The 14,446-nt window shown below is 47.7% G+C and carries 13 protein-coding genes; 4 read left to right on the top strand and 9 right to left on the bottom strand.

Annotated features, from left to right (window positions below; translation table 11 throughout):
* Nucleotides 1-55: 55 nt before the first annotated feature.
* The 5 genes from PTQ21_RS06065 to PTQ21_RS06045 form a co-directional block, all read right to left on the bottom strand.
* Nucleotides 56-325: an HPr family phosphocarrier protein gene (locus tag PTQ21_RS06065; RefSeq protein WP_017691248.1), complete on the bottom strand. Its 270-nt coding sequence runs from the start codon at nucleotides 323-325 to the stop codon at nucleotides 56-58.
* Between the two features lie 255 nt (nucleotides 326-580).
* Complete coding sequence (gene whiA, locus PTQ21_RS06060; RefSeq protein WP_063566495.1) at nucleotides 581-1,519, bottom strand: DNA-binding protein WhiA; 939 nt, start codon at nucleotides 1,517-1,519, stop codon at nucleotides 581-583.
* A 6-nt stretch (nucleotides 1,520-1,525) separates the two neighbouring features.
* Entirely contained in the window at nucleotides 1,526-2,512 is a 987-nt protein-coding gene (locus tag PTQ21_RS06055) for a gluconeogenesis factor YvcK family protein (protein ID WP_063566496.1), read from the bottom strand.
* 13 nt (nucleotides 2,513-2,525) lie between these two features.
* Nucleotides 2,526-3,425 carry an RNase adapter RapZ gene (rapZ, locus tag PTQ21_RS06050; RefSeq protein WP_053782949.1) on the bottom strand — a complete coding sequence of 300 codons (900 nt, stop codon included), beginning with the start codon at nucleotides 3,423-3,425 and terminating at the stop codon, nucleotides 2,526-2,528.
* Nucleotides 3,426-3,476: 51 nt separating this feature from the next.
* Entirely contained in the window at nucleotides 3,477-4,427 is a 951-nt protein-coding gene (locus PTQ21_RS06045; RefSeq protein ID WP_064641195.1) for an ROK family glucokinase, read from the bottom strand.
* A gap of 362 nt (nucleotides 4,428-4,789) precedes the next feature.
* Between PTQ21_RS06045 and PTQ21_RS06040 the strand changes: the two genes are divergently transcribed.
* From PTQ21_RS06040 to PTQ21_RS06025, 4 genes are read left to right on the top strand one after another with little or no spacing between them, the layout of a single operon-like run.
* Nucleotides 4,790-5,743 (top strand): ABC transporter ATP-binding protein, encoded by a 954-nt coding sequence (locus PTQ21_RS06040; RefSeq protein ID WP_063566498.1) that lies wholly within the window; start codon nucleotides 4,790-4,792, stop codon nucleotides 5,741-5,743.
* 1 nt (nucleotide 5,744) lies between these two features.
* Nucleotides 5,745-6,482, top strand: a complete 738-nt coding sequence (locus PTQ21_RS06035) for an ABC transporter permease (protein ID WP_274569127.1) — start codon at nucleotides 5,745-5,747, stop codon at nucleotides 6,480-6,482.
* Nucleotides 6,483-6,491: 9 nt separating this feature from the next.
* Nucleotides 6,492-7,625, top strand: a complete 1,134-nt coding sequence (locus PTQ21_RS06030; RefSeq protein ID WP_274569126.1) for a sensor histidine kinase — start codon at nucleotides 6,492-6,494, stop codon at nucleotides 7,623-7,625.
* The gene (locus PTQ21_RS06025; RefSeq protein WP_063566501.1) at nucleotides 7,622-8,224 is read left to right on the top strand and encodes a response regulator transcription factor; all 603 of its coding nucleotides are present in this window, start codon (nucleotides 7,622-7,624) and stop codon (nucleotides 8,222-8,224) included. The genes PTQ21_RS06030 and PTQ21_RS06025 overlap by 4 nt, the downstream gene beginning before the upstream one ends.
* Nucleotides 8,225-8,394: 170 nt before the next feature.
* Here PTQ21_RS06025 and PTQ21_RS06020 read toward each other — a convergent pair whose 3' ends face one another.
* From PTQ21_RS06020 to PTQ21_RS06005, 4 genes are all read right to left on the bottom strand, one after another.
* Nucleotides 8,395-9,330, bottom strand: coding sequence for an AI-2E family transporter (locus tag PTQ21_RS06020; protein ID WP_063566535.1), 936 nt, complete (start codon nucleotides 9,328-9,330; stop codon nucleotides 8,395-8,397).
* A gap of 256 nt (nucleotides 9,331-9,586) precedes the next feature.
* Nucleotides 9,587-10,546, bottom strand: a complete 960-nt coding sequence (trxB, locus tag PTQ21_RS06015; protein WP_063566502.1) for a thioredoxin-disulfide reductase — start codon at nucleotides 10,544-10,546, stop codon at nucleotides 9,587-9,589.
* 170 nt (nucleotides 10,547-10,716) lie between these two features.
* On the bottom strand, nucleotides 10,717-12,450 hold the full coding sequence (locus PTQ21_RS06010) for a tetratricopeptide repeat protein (protein ID WP_063566503.1): 1,734 nt from the start codon (nucleotides 12,448-12,450) through the stop codon (nucleotides 10,717-10,719).
* A 194-nt stretch (nucleotides 12,451-12,644) separates the two neighbouring features.
* Nucleotides 12,645-14,399 (bottom strand): hypothetical protein, encoded by a 1,755-nt coding sequence (locus PTQ21_RS06005; protein WP_274570452.1) that lies wholly within the window; start codon nucleotides 14,397-14,399, stop codon nucleotides 12,645-12,647.
* Nucleotides 14,400-14,446 lie beyond the last annotated feature (47 nt).

The following is a 14,446-nucleotide window of genomic DNA, read 5'->3' as shown; positions in this document are numbered from 1 at the left end:
CATAAAACGCAAAAAAGCCCCTTTCGGGACTTCTTCATTGAGTTCAAATCATATCTTATTGGTTCTCAAGCTCTTCCTTGCTTACCAGACTAACTAAAGCGTTTACAGCCTGTTCGGCGTCCGCGCCTTCTGCACTAATCTGGATTTCCGTACCAGTACTGATTGCAAGGCTCATGATCCCCATGATACTTTTTGCATTTACTTTTTTGTCGTCCTTCTCGACGAACACTTCAGATGAGTACTTATTCGCTTCTTGAACGAACAGTGCCGCAGGTCTGGCATGGAGACCCGTTTTCAAACGGACAACTACCGGGTGCTTTGTCATGGAAACTTACCCCCTATTATGAAATCTGGACATTAAATACACAATTATATTTATAACATTATACCATATAACCAGAGCAGGACACTAGAAGAAAAAACTCAGGGTGATTGGATGTCATTATTATGACCCATTTTAGCCTTTTTACATCACCTCATTACACCTGAGCAGCTCTCCAAGATCTTTACAGGCTGACTTTAAGTTGACCTTTAGGCGAAAACCAAAGCAATCAGTTTTGCTAGTAGCCCTACCCTTCATTTAACCATAACGCTCGGTACGAACCTTCTCTGCCAACTCATCAATCTTGCGAAGCCGGTGATTCACCCCGGACTTACTTACTGTACCCTTAAGCAGTTCGCCTACTTCCTTCAAGTTGATATCCGGATGGGCAAGTCTGACTTCAGCCACTTCACGAAGCTTTTCGGGCAACGACTCCAGACCAACTTCCTTTTGCAACAATCTGATGTTATCGATCTGTCTGACGGCTGCTCCAATCGTTTTGTTCAGGTTCGCCGTCTCACAATTGACGATTCGGTTGACGGAATTACGCATATCTCGCATGATACGCACATCCTCGAACTTGAAAAGAGCCTGATGTGCACCAATGATACTGAGCAGTTCAATGATTTTCTCGCCTTCCTTAATGTATAGGATAAATCCTTTTTTGCGTTCTATACACCGGGCATTGAGATGAAATTCATTCGCCAGGTCCACCAGGGCCTGACAGTGCTCCTCGTACATGGATGCAATCTCCAGGTGGTAGGATGAACCTTCGGGATTGTTGACCGAGCCTCCTGCCATAAATGCTCCTCGAAGATAAGCACGTTTACAGCAGTTATTTTTGAACAGCTCTCCACTGATCCCGGGAGTAAACAGAAATCCTTCAGAAACAATGTACAGATCTTTTAAAATCACCTGTACCATGGTTGGAATCCGAACAATATATACATTGTTCTTTTTCAGCCGCATTTTTTTGCGGACAAGCAATTCCGTATGCACTTGAAAATGCTTTTTAAGCAGAGAGTATGCCCGTCTTGCAATGGCGGCATTCTCCGTCGAAATATCCAAGATGACTTTTTTATTCGATAACTGCACCGCACCAAGCATACGGATGAGGGCTGAAAGTTCCGCCTTTTCGCAGCACGGTTCGCTTTCGATCATCGTTAGTTCTTTTTTGGTCTGTGCTGCAAACGACATGGGACTTCACCTCTTCCGTAACATCCAATTTTGTACAAGTTGATAGATGTGATGGCTCAGCTTGTCGGCATCATGACGCAGATAAGTCCGGAATAGGACCAACGTATCCGCAACCACTTGATAGCCGGCACTCTTCAGCACATTCATATCCAGCACAACTGGTTTAGCTCCTTTTTCCGCATACTTATTCTGCACTTGCAGCGGAATATCACCATTATTTACAATGACATAGTCGAAAATTTGTTGTCCTACATGTTCATGTACCGCCTTGAGGTGGTCACTCACCGTGTAATTATCCGTCTCTCCTGGCTGTGTCATCACATTACAAATAAACATTTTTACTGCGTCAGCTTCAACGACAGCTTCAGCCAGCTTAGGTACAAGCAGATTGGGCAGAATGCTCGTGTAGAGACTACCTGGTCCAATCAGGATGGCGTCTGCCTGACGAATAGCCTCAACAGCCTCTGGCAACGGCTCCACGTGATCCGGTTCAAGGAAAACGCGTTTGATCCGTAAGCCAGCTTCAGGGATCTTGGACTCGCCCGTAACAATCGATCCGTCCTCCATCTCTGCATGCAGTATAACGGCCTGCCCGGCTGCGGGTAATACCTCACCCCGAACGGCAAACACGCGGCTAAGTTCCCGCACAGCGGTCACAAAGTCGCCCGATATATCCGTCATTGCAGCCAAAATCAAGTTACCCAGGCTGTGGCCTGCAAGCCCCGCGCCTGTATTGAAGCGATAATTCAGCATATCCGACAATAACGGTTCTACATCTGCTAGCGCCGTGAGTACGTTACGAATGTCGCCCGGAGGCGGCATTTGCAACTCATTACGCAGGATGCCCGAACTCCCTCCGTCATCCGCCACCGTCACGATGGCCGTGATGTCCAGCGGCTTTTCCTTCAAACCGCGCAGCATCACGGATAATCCGGTTCCGCCGCCCATGACTACAATTCTCGGACGTTCTCTTCGTGGTCCGGCTTCTTTCATCCCTTCACCCTCTTCAATGACGGTCCCGGTCGGCGTCGCGATGGCTCACGGTGACAGCCTCAGTTTCGCTGCTTCCCAACATTTTGCCCAAATATTCCGATATTGCTACCGAACGATGCTTGCCTCCGGTACAGCCGATTCCAATAATAACCTGGCTTTTGCCTTCCTTCCGGTATTGCGGAATCAGAAAATGCAGCATATCCAGCAGCTTGGTCAGAAACGCCTGCGTCTCCGGCCATTTCATAACATATTCATATACATCACTATTCTGTCCCGTATTCGGACGTAAATGTTCAATATAATGCGGATTTGGCAAGAAACGAACATCAAACACCAGATCCGCATCGATAGGAATACCGTATTTGAACCCAAACGACGTAATATTTACCGACAGCATATGGCTTTCCAGATGAGAAAAGCGGGATATGATGCGCTCTTTCAATTGAGCAGGCTTCATCGTACTGGTATTCAGTACCTGAGTGGCGGAATTTTTGAGTTCCTCCAGCATCTTACGTTCCAGCCGGATGCCGTCCAGCGGCATGCCCTCAGGAGCCAGTGGATGTCTGCGCCTGCTCTCCTTATAGCGCTGGACTAATACAGAGTCTGTCGCGTCCAGGAATAATATTTCACAATGAATGGTAAAATGATCTTTAATATAGTTCAGTGACTCGGACAAAGCCGTAAAGAACTCACGACCGCGAAGGTCGATAACCAGTGCGACCTTGCCAATTTTGCCGTTCGATTGCTCAATCAACTCCGCAAATTTTGGAATCAATACCGGTGGAAGATTATCCACACAGAAGAAACCAAGATCCTCCAGGCTTTGTACTGCAATCGTCTTGCCTGCTCCGGACATGCCCGTAATGATAATGAGCGTGGCGCCTGTGCCCGGTGAAACTTCACCTTCAAGCATAAATGTCCCCTCCTTATCATATTGCTGTCGGATTATACTGTTACGAGGTTACTAGGAACGCAAGAGAAGACCTGCCGCGCCAACAATACCTGCATTATTGCCAAGCGTTGCTTCAAGAATCTTAACCCCTTCTTGCAGCGGTTCAGGTGTCAGTTTCGCAAATACAGTCCGTACTTCATCAAACAAAATATTACCCGCTTTGGATACACCGCCACCGATAATGAACATCTCAGGGTTAATCACAGCCGCTACAGCCGCCATTGATTTGCCCAGATAGAACGCTGCACGATTGACGATACGAAGAGCAACTTCATCGCCCTCCTTAGCTGCATCAAATACTTCTTTAGCTGCAATCTTGTCCACGAGTGCCAGTGATGTATGATCTCCACGCTCTACAGCGTCTTTGGCCATACGAATAATTCCGGTTGCTGAAGATACAGTTTCCACGCATCCCATTTTGCCGCATCCGCACTGAATGGCTTCCAGATCAGGAACAACACTGACATGACCAAGCTCACCAGCCATACCGGAGAAACCTTGATAGATCTTGCCGTTCAAGATCAGTCCGCCACCAACGCCTGTACCAAGCGTATAACATACACAGTTGTCCACACCCTTGCCAGCACCTGCCCAAGCTTCACCCAGTGCAGCCACGTTTGCATCGTTATCTATTTTGACTGGCTTGCCCAGACGTTCTTCCAAAATCGAACGAATGGCTACATTCCGAAATCCAATGTTAGGGGCAAGAACGATAATTCCCTCGCGTACATTGGTGAACCCAGCCACTCCTGCTCCTACACCTTCAAGCTGTTCCCAGCTGTAAGGCGATTCAGCAACGATATGACGGACATACTTCTCGATGTTGGCAATGACCGTGTCAACGCCCTTATCCACTTCAGTCGGTCCTTCATACGTATGCATAAGCTGACCGTGTTCATCACATATACCGACCTTGATTGCTGTTCCGCCGAGATCGACCCCAACGTAGATTTTCTCAGACATGCTACAAGCCACCTTTATCTATCTATAATAGTTTAATCCTACGTACCAACTATAATTGAAGGATACGCCTGGGTCAAGACGATAAGACCTTTGCTGTGATTAGCTTCCTCGCTATTGTGAACAACATCACAGGCTATTTTTGAATACGTATACAACCTCATTTGTCTCTATTAAAAACGCAGGCTTCATTCCTTCCTCCATAGAGGAGGAAGCCTCAACTCATGATATTGCATATCCACTCGTTCCATGCGTAAAAGATGACAATTGTCATCTGAATTTCATGACAATCCTTACTAATCACGTCTCAGACAGTTCGGTAAGATGGAAATATCTTCTAGAACAGAACAAGGACGTGATTCAAGATGAGCTCACCCGTTATAAAGATGGAACAGGTAAGCAAAAGGTACGGCACCAAAGAAGTTGTCAACCATATCTCTTTAGAGATCAACCGTGGTTCGATTGTTTCGATCCTTGGCCCTAATGGTGCCGGCAAAACAACAACCATGAAAATGATGCTCGGCTTGTCCACTGCTACATCAGGACTTGTGACTGTGCTTGGCCAAAAACCGAATCACAAACAGGTTCGACAGAAGATTGGTGTCATGCTGCAGGATGTGAGTGTAATGGATGGGCTTACCGTTCGAGAGATTATAAGCATGGTACGCAGCTATTATCCAGCACCGCTTCATGCAGACCATATCGAAGAACTGACGGGACTCCCTCCAGCCGACTTAAATAAAAGAGCAGAGAAGCTGTCCGGCGGACAAAAGCGCAGCCTGAATTTTGCCCTCGCCATGGCAGGTAATCCCGAAATTCTATTCTTTGATGAACCTACAGTCGGACTGGATTCGGAAACAAGGAGACATTTCTGGGAACGAATCCGCCAGCTGGCACAGGAGGGTAAAACCGTAATCTTCACAACGCACTACCTCCATGAAGCAGATGAAGTAGCGGATCGAATCATTCTCTTTAACCGAGGTACCATTGTTGCAGACGGAACACCAGGGAATATCAAGGCCGGAATCACAATACGAACGATTTCCTTTTCAACTACGCATAGCATGTTCACCAATGATGATGTGTCCAACACGGAGATGGCATCCGTAGCCGATGTCTGTGCACAAATTGAAGATTTGCCTGATGTGGATGGGATCGAGTATCACAAAGATCGTTGCATTCTTCACACCAAAAATACAGATGTGCTGCTCCGTCACCTCATTGAACGCCGGATTCCCGTTAGTGACATCCGAATTGAAACCGGACAGCTGGACGATGCCTATGCAAACCTGATGGAAAGCATGAAGGAGGAAATTTGATATGTTGATGCTTCTCGCTCAATCTCGTGTTGAAATGCTCCGCATGTCCCGCAATGTCTACTTTATTTTCTGGTCCTTAATGATGCCCGTCGCCTTCTATTTTCTTTATACGCGCATCTTCACTACAGGAACAACAGATCCAGAACAATGGAATGCCCACTACTTGATGTCTATGACCTGCTTCAGCATCATGGGATCCTCAATCATGACACTCGGTATCCGACTTGTCCAAGAAAGAGCACAGGGTTGGGTCGCTTACTTGCAAGTGACTCCGTTACCCAACTCGATTTATTTTGGAGGAAAAATGGTAGGACAAACGATAATGCACCTGTTTTCCATCATCGTCATCTTTACAGCTGGATTCCTGATTAATGGTGTATCACTTCCTCCTGCTCAATGGATCAGCTCCGCCCTTTGGATTCTGGCTGGTTCTCTCCCCTTTCTTGCCCTTGGTACCTGTATAGGAACATTCCGACGGGTGGACACCGCCAGTGGATTGAGCAACGCTCTCTATCTATCTCTGGCCTTGCTGGGCGGGATGTGGATGCCTCTTGACATTATGCCGAGCTGGTTACGACAGATGGGCAACTGGCTTCCCTCTCATAGCTTTGGAAATGGAGCGTGGGTTATTATAGCCGGAGGCGTGCCTGCCCTACGCGATATCCTACTTTTGGCAGCATATCTGGTTGGATTTATGTTACTATCCACATATATCCGTAATAAACAAAGGGAGGCGTAATCTTCAAATATGCTTCAGCATTTCGAGATTTTCCCAAAGCGATATGGATTTTACCCGTATATATGGATGATCTATCTGGCTATGCCAATCTATTATTTGTGGAACGCACAGGGACATGAGTGGTACATCGGCGTAACCTCCTTCATCGTATTTATCCTGACTTATCGGCAGCTCTACATGACATCAGGTACCTCACTCTTCTCCTATTGGCTTAGCCTACAGATGCTTTGCGTTCTGGTACTAAGCCTGGTGATTGATCCCAATATGTTTTTCCTCGGATTTTTCACAGCCAATTTTATCGGATGGTACACGGAGAAACGTCAGTTCCGAATGTTTTTGGTCATATTCGCCATTATCCAGACCATTCCAATTGCTTTAAAAATTCAATACCTTAGCGCTTATCAACTCATGTTTTTTGCGCCATTTTATCTCATTATGCTTGCTTCACCCTTCGGGATCCGTTCCATGCTGGATCGACAAAAGCTGGAGGCCCAGCTGGATGAAGCCCAGCAGCATATCAAGAAATTAATTAAACGTGAAGAGCGAATGCGAATTGCCAGGGATCTGCATGATACCATGGGACATACGTTCTCGCTGATCACACTGAAGAGTGAGCTGGTTGCCAAACTCATTGTCAAAAATCCCGAACGTGCCTTACAGGAAGCACGGGAGATTGAGCGCACCTCCCGTGCGGCATTGCGGGAAGTACGCCAGCTTGTCTCTGACATGCGGGCAATCAGCATGGTTGAAGCACTCACCGATGCCAAAGAAATGTTGAAGAGTGCTGATATCGAGCTTCAATTAGCAGGAGAACAGGGCCCATTTCATGATGTTCCCGATCTAACCCAGAACATGGCGAGCCTCTGTCTACTTGAAGCCGTAACGAATATTGTAAAACACAGCAAAGCCACTTGCTGTGTAATTAAGCTGGAACGAACGCATGATGGCATAAGCATACGGGTTAAAGATAACGGTAATGGCATTAGTCCAGATGAACATCAAGGCAATGGCCTAAAAGGCATGTCTGAACGACTGAACCTCATCGACGGCTCCCTCCAGATTTCCTCGGACTCTGGAGGAACCCACCTTGTCTTTTCCTTTCCCTTGATCGCCACTGAACACCAAGGAGGAATTAGAGCATGATTCGTATTTTGATTGCTGAAGATCAACGCATGCTGAGAGGTGCACTTGCGTCACTGTTAGACCTTGAAGATGATTTAGAGGTCATCGGTGAAGCAGGTAATGGAGAGGAAGCTCTGAAGCAGATTGGTTCCCTCCAACCAGATCTGTGTCTTATGGATATTGAAATGCCTGTTATGAGTGGCCTGGACGTAGCAGAACGTATACAACAGCTCGGTCTGCCCTGCCGTATTATCATCCTCACTACCTTTGCCCGTCCGGGATTTCTGGAGCGTGCTATTCAGGCCGGGGTACAGGGATACTTGCTCAAGGACGAACCAAGCGATCGTTTGGCGGGAGCTATTCGACGGGTCATGAGTGGTGGACGAGAGGTTTCCCCAGAGCTCGTTTTTGGTGCAGCCAAAGAAACGAATCCGTTAACTGAACGTGAAAAAGAAGTGCTTAAGCTCGCAGCCACTGGCATGAATGCCAATCTTATCGCTGCCTCGCTTCATCTTTCCTATGGTACTGTGCGCAACTACCTGTCTGAAGCTTTTAACAAGCTTGATGCCAAAAACCGCATGGAAGCCGTCAGTATTGCAGAGCAGAAAGGATGGTTGTAGAGACTAGTGCGCTCGGTTCATAAGCACCAACAATTGGACTAATTACATACCAACCATACCTCCTCCAGTGAATATGGACAGAGAAAAACGCCTTCCCATAACAGGAGGCGTTTCTCTACTTTTATGAACATTACCTAAACCTATACCTTCAGCAGCTATTCAGCTACTGGTCACAGCTTCGTTTCCACACGTACGGGCTCTTCCGTTTTTTCCATCTTGTTGACGTCCAGAATATCGAGCAGGAAGACAAAGATCGGTATACCGATGATAAGCCCCCAGATCCCCAGGAAATGTTGAGACAGAATCAGTACGATAAACGTGTAAAACATCGGCAATTTGGTTTTGTGAGCCATCAGCTTCGGATTCAGGAAATACGTTTCCAGCGCATGAATGATGATGATCATAATAATCACGATCACGCTGAGCTGTAATCCTCCCAGTTGATAACCGATCAGACACAGCGGAACTAGTGAGATGATAACCCCCGCAACGGGTACCAGACTCAGCATAAACACCAGAATGGTCAAGGCGAACAAGTACGGGAAGCCAAGTATCCATAATCCTAGGATCGTCAAAGCCGTATTAAACACAGCAATCATCAATTGTGCCTCGATTACTTTACCAAAAGAAGATACAAACTTATCTCCGAGATAGGCCACTTCATTATAGAACCAGCCGATTTTGCTTGTTTTGAACTTGGAGGTAAACTTGGAAATCTCCCGCTTCTGCAACAAGAAGAACAGACTCAGGATGATAACCAACAGAATGAACTCCAACCATTTGCTTAACGCAAAAATATACTTCAATGCATCGTTGGTATAGTTTTTGATATCGAACGATTGAAGATAACCGGCAATTTTGGAAGCAAAATTATCTCCGTCAGCGGTATCAAGAAATTTCATGATCTCATTCGTTAACTGAACGACCTGATCCACAATTCGTGGTGAATACTTGGAGATGCCCAGTACAATGGCTGCAATAACGATAAGATAGAGCAGGATGACTACAACTTTATAGTTAACCGGAAATAAACGATTCAACTTCTCTGTGATAAAATGCTGCAACCTGTTCATGACATAGGTCACCAGGAATAACAGCAAAATCATGTGCAGCATACTCCCCATGCTGAATAGAACCAAACAAAACAACAGCAGGATCAAAAATCGCCGCACTGTTGCATTCTGTAACCAATCTTTTATCATTTCCCCCAAAGTCTTCACCTCACAGCTAATATGCCCATTATGTATACGATCTCATGCCCACTTTGGTTTCAAAAAAAGAGAAGCCTTCCGGCTTCTCACATTATGAGACTTCCCGTTGTCTCTTCTACTTAATTTATGCCAAACCATACCCTTTTCATGCTTACTTATCCAGTGTTTCGCTCCAGTCATGCACAATACTGCCTTCAAGGAATTTCTCGCAGTCCATTGCGGCCATACACCCTGAACCTGCTGCTGTAATGGCCTGACGATACTTCGTATCCTGAACATCACCACAGGCGAACACACCCGGAATGTTGGTCTCGGTTGTACCCGGTTTAACGACAACATAGCCGTGTTCATCCAAAGTAATCTGGTTGCTCAGGAAACCCGTATTCGGTGTATGTCCAATGGCAATGAATACGCCATCGGCTTCAAGCAATTCTTCCTGTCCAGTCTCGTTATTGCGTACCTTAAGCCCTTTAACACCAAGAGCCTCAGGCACAACTTCGAGCGGTGTACGGTTCAAAGCCCATTTCACCTTCTCGTTGCTGCGAGCCCGATCCTGCATAATTTTCGATGCACGTAATTCGTCCCGGCGGTGAACCAAGGTAACGTCTGTTGCAAAACGGGTCAGGAAGCTGGCTTCCTCCATAGCGGAGTCTCCACCGCCAACAACGACGATCTTTTTACCACGGAAAAAGAATCCGTCACAGGTGGCACATGTACTTACCCCACGTCCCACATTCTCCTGCTCTCCGGGAATACCGAGATAACGGGCCGATGCACCGGTAGAGATAATGATTGATTCGGCTTCCAGTTCACCGATGCCTCCAACTTTAACCTTGAAGGGCGGTTTACTGAAATCCACTTCTTCCACCCAACCATTTTTGAACTCAGCTCCAAAACGCTCCGCTTGCTTGCGCATATTGTCCATCAGTTCCGGACCCATAATGCCTTGCGGAAAACCAGGGAAATTCTCAACTTCCGTTGTCGTCGTCAATTGACCACCCGGCTGAAGACCTTCGATAACCAGTGGGTTAAGATTAGCACGAGCCAGATATATCGCTGCTGTCAGACCCGCAGGTCCGGTTCCGATCACAATCGTTCTGTATTTAGACATATAGATACAGCCTCCTTAATAAGGTTGAGAGTGTGTTGAGTGGCGACTAACTTGCTATGATGATATCCTACAGGCATGTCGAGACCTATTCGTTAAGTTTACCCGTTTTCCAGGCTTATGTATCCTTCACGCAATGAAGTCTATCCCAAAGCGAGAATTTCAAGGAACATTTACTGGACCGGTGGGTTGGAATTGCACACTTTATTGATTTGCCGTGCATATTTGCTGACTGTGGCAGCTGATATGCCATACCGGTCGGCTATGCTTTGGTAGGTCACTGGACGACTATGAATTTTAGCAGCCAGATATTCCAATCCCGCAGCCAAGCCTTCAATTTGCTTCGTGCCAGGCACCTCCAGGTGTACGCGAGATACATAGTCGGTCCACAACCGCTCCATTTCTTGCTGCAATTCGGCTTTGGCTTCAGACATCTGTAACGCACGGTCCACGACCGCCTGCCAATGCGAAGAAGCTTTCGTCTCCGTTTGTTCCGTCATCGACTCGATCTTCGGAATAGTGCGTTTGCTCAACGCAGTTAGCGGTCGCAGAACAGGAGAATCATCCTGCTTAGTTCCTTCTGAACCAAGACCGTTTAATACGGAACGAGCGGCTTCCACCAGATCCTGATCTTCACCAGGTTCCTCGATAAAGGATTGCAGCGCCTGCTGCACCTCGTAATCACCAATCATGCCAAGAGCATGAATGACCTGGAGCTTAGTTGCCCGATCCCCATGTCGCAACGCCCAGAAGAAAGAGGAACGGATCAAGGGATCATTTTTCATCTCTTCAGGTATGCCGTTGCCATAGTTCTCCCATTGTCTGAATTGCTCGTCAAATGGCAGATGATAGTGATAACTTAGTTTCTCCGGATCTTTCTCTCCCTGTCTCACAGCCTCAAGACCCGACAGATAGTACCGGGATACTTCCGAACCTGGATCCAGCTTGCCTACATGACGCCACAGACGTTCAGCGGAATCGTAACGTTCGGTATTATAAGCTGCGACTGCTGCATAATGTGCGAGAGCTGGGTCCGCAGCGGTTTCTTCATCCTTCAACAGGCGACGGAAATGTACATAAGCCGTATCATGTTGACCCAGGATACCCATCGTGGTAGCCAGTTTGTAGACCTGTTCGTGCTGGAAAGGCACGATGACACGCAATTTTTTGATCAGAAGCAGCACTTGGTCGGCTCGATTCTCGTTCTGATGAAAGATCGCCAGATTACACAGTGCATGCAAATTACCAGGCTCCTGCTCCAGTACCTCGGCAATCGTCTCTTTCGCCTTGGGAAACAGCCCCATATAATAATAGGCAAGCGCCAAGTTGTTGCGAGCAGCCAAATAATCAGGATACTCGGGTGACATGCCTTCCAGCAGCTCAGCCGCCTGTGCAAACTTCCCTTGTTCCAACAATTCCCGCGCCTGATCGTGTTCAACGACACCCTTACGTGATTTGATCCGGTTCAGTTTGGCTGGTCGATCCAGCTCGTAGTAAAGAAGCTCCATCATCTCTTCCGCTTCCGTCATAAACTGACCTTGGGTATCCTCCTCCAAATACGTAACAAGCGCTTGCTCAGCTTCTTCAAACCGATCCATATTCGCATAATTGTTCGCCATGTAGAAATAACATTCCGTCATGGACGGATCTACCACGTCGAGCACATGCGCAAGAACGGCATTGGAAGCCTCGTAATCCCCCTTCTCTGATAATATACCCGCCATATTACAATGATTCACCGGATTTTCCGGCTCATATTCAACAGCTTTACGAAAATATTTTAATGCCTTGTCGACGTGATTACGGTCCAGCGAGCGGACAGCTCTCTCAAAAAAGAAAGAAGCATCCAAGTGAATCGGTATTACATTGGCAAGGTGTCCCTCAGCCCGCAGTAGCTTGCCCTTCATCTTCCAAGGCACCTCCTCTTTGCTTTCATTCATACTCTCCAGTATACCACATCTTAAGGCCCACTTCTCAATATGTAGTTTCATGTCGTTTATGCCAAAAATGCGCAAAAAAAGATGACACCCCCTCATCCCTTTCGAATGAAATGTCATCTTTTTGCTTCATGTACTCTTCCTTATAGAGAGATTCATCAGAATTACAGCTTCAACGCCATGGATGGCGAAAGAGAGATATGAACTGTCTTGTGGAAAGGGGTCATAAAGTTAACCAGTACAACCTTACACTTATTTGGCAGCTTTGCCTCACGTACGGTTGCTGCCAAATGCCCTACCTCGCCTCCGGTCAGCTCAATCCAGTCATCTCCACAGGAATAACGCAATGTGCCGCTCTTCCACAGATAATGGCCTTCATCTGTCTCAAGCAATTCCCCCTGGGAAAGCTCGCCCTCGCTGCCGAACACGAAAGACAGCTGCACCATAAGCTGCTCCGGCTGCTCTCCCGCCAGCTTCAGGGTCCAGCCATTTTCCGTTCTTAATACTTCCGTCTGTACAAGGAACGTCTGTTCATGGGTGAGATCTCGACTCTGATGGGGCAACAAATACCACGGACTGATAGCTGTTCCCGCCGTCTCAGGCAGTTGGCTATCCGGGATCGGGCCGTAATAGCCTTTCCTCTGTTCGCCCGTCAGACGGTAACCTGCTGGCAATCGAGACATATGCTGCATCGGCACATACCCTGGATTAAAATAGGAGGCCAACTGAACGGCCAGCAGACGTACGGCACCATGACGAAGGGCAAAGAATGAAGGCACCTCCGTCATTACAGTCGCACTTGTATTACCGGAACGAATACGTGCTACAGGTGCGCCGAAGTCCGTATGCAACCGGCTGTGCGAGATGTGTCCATGATGACCTGCCGAATCCATTCGCTGTAAATAGCCCTCCCGCACAAATCGTTCGTTCAGTATGATCTCGTACCGCTCAGGCAGCTGTTCCCGTGCCTTACCAGCCTGCTGCTGAAGCTCAGGCTCCAGCAGCAGCCGAACGAGCGCATTGACCGAGCAGACGCCGGGATCTGTTAACATTTCTCCAGCCCAATCGGCCATGCCGGCAAAGATCGGATCACCGTCCAACCGAGCCATAATGGCATACGGCAAGTAATACGGTGATAAATCATGCACGCTCCCCAGATCCTGGCGACCTGAGTATTCTGTAACAACCTCACCTGTTGGATGTACAAGATACACCATCATACGAAGATTGAGTCTCACCGGGTCCAGCAATTCGGGACGGTTCAACAGGCGTGCCGCATGAATCAGCATGATGTCGCTAACCGCGCTGTAGATTCCGTTGCTTCGTTCAGTCCACTCCCCATCAGGCGTAATATCCATACCTTCAGCCAGCCACTGCTCTGCACGCTGCACAGCTTCCTCCAGGTCAAACAATTGATGCAGGAAACCGAGCGCCGCGCATAGCACCCAGCGATGATTCGGCGTATGACAGCCTCCAGTCAGCAAGACTGGAGCAGTTCGTTCCAGAAACAGGCGCATATTGTCCAGCACAGGTTGCAATGGCTCCAAGTCTTGCTGCTGAAGAAGTTGATATAACTGGGCATATCCCACGACAAGAAATGCGGTATCCGGCGGAGAATGGGAATTGGTCCAACCGGGGGAGATGGAGCCGTCTGCATGCTGATTACGGAGTACGTACTCCGATGCAAGCTGCAGACGATTTAACAGATCTTCATCCCGATAATAGATCGAATCCGGATTGGCGAGTGCAGCTCCCCAGTAACACATGTCCGTAGGTGTTCCGGTCGTATGGTTGACCCAGGCGATACCTGTAGAGGGGTCAATCGTTCCTCCATAATAGCGGCTGTCCGGATCAAGCACTTGCCGCGATATCCCTTTTTGCACTGCTCTGTCATTGCTTTCCACCAGTTGTCTGTACATGTCCAGTCCCTCCAAACAAATGCCGATGAACGGAATATTCGGCGCAA

Source organism: Paenibacillus marchantiae (assembly GCF_028771845.1).
Lineage (GTDB): Bacteria > Bacillota > Bacilli > Paenibacillales > Paenibacillaceae > Paenibacillus > Paenibacillus marchantiae.
This window is presented reverse-complemented; position numbering and strand designations above follow the sequence as displayed.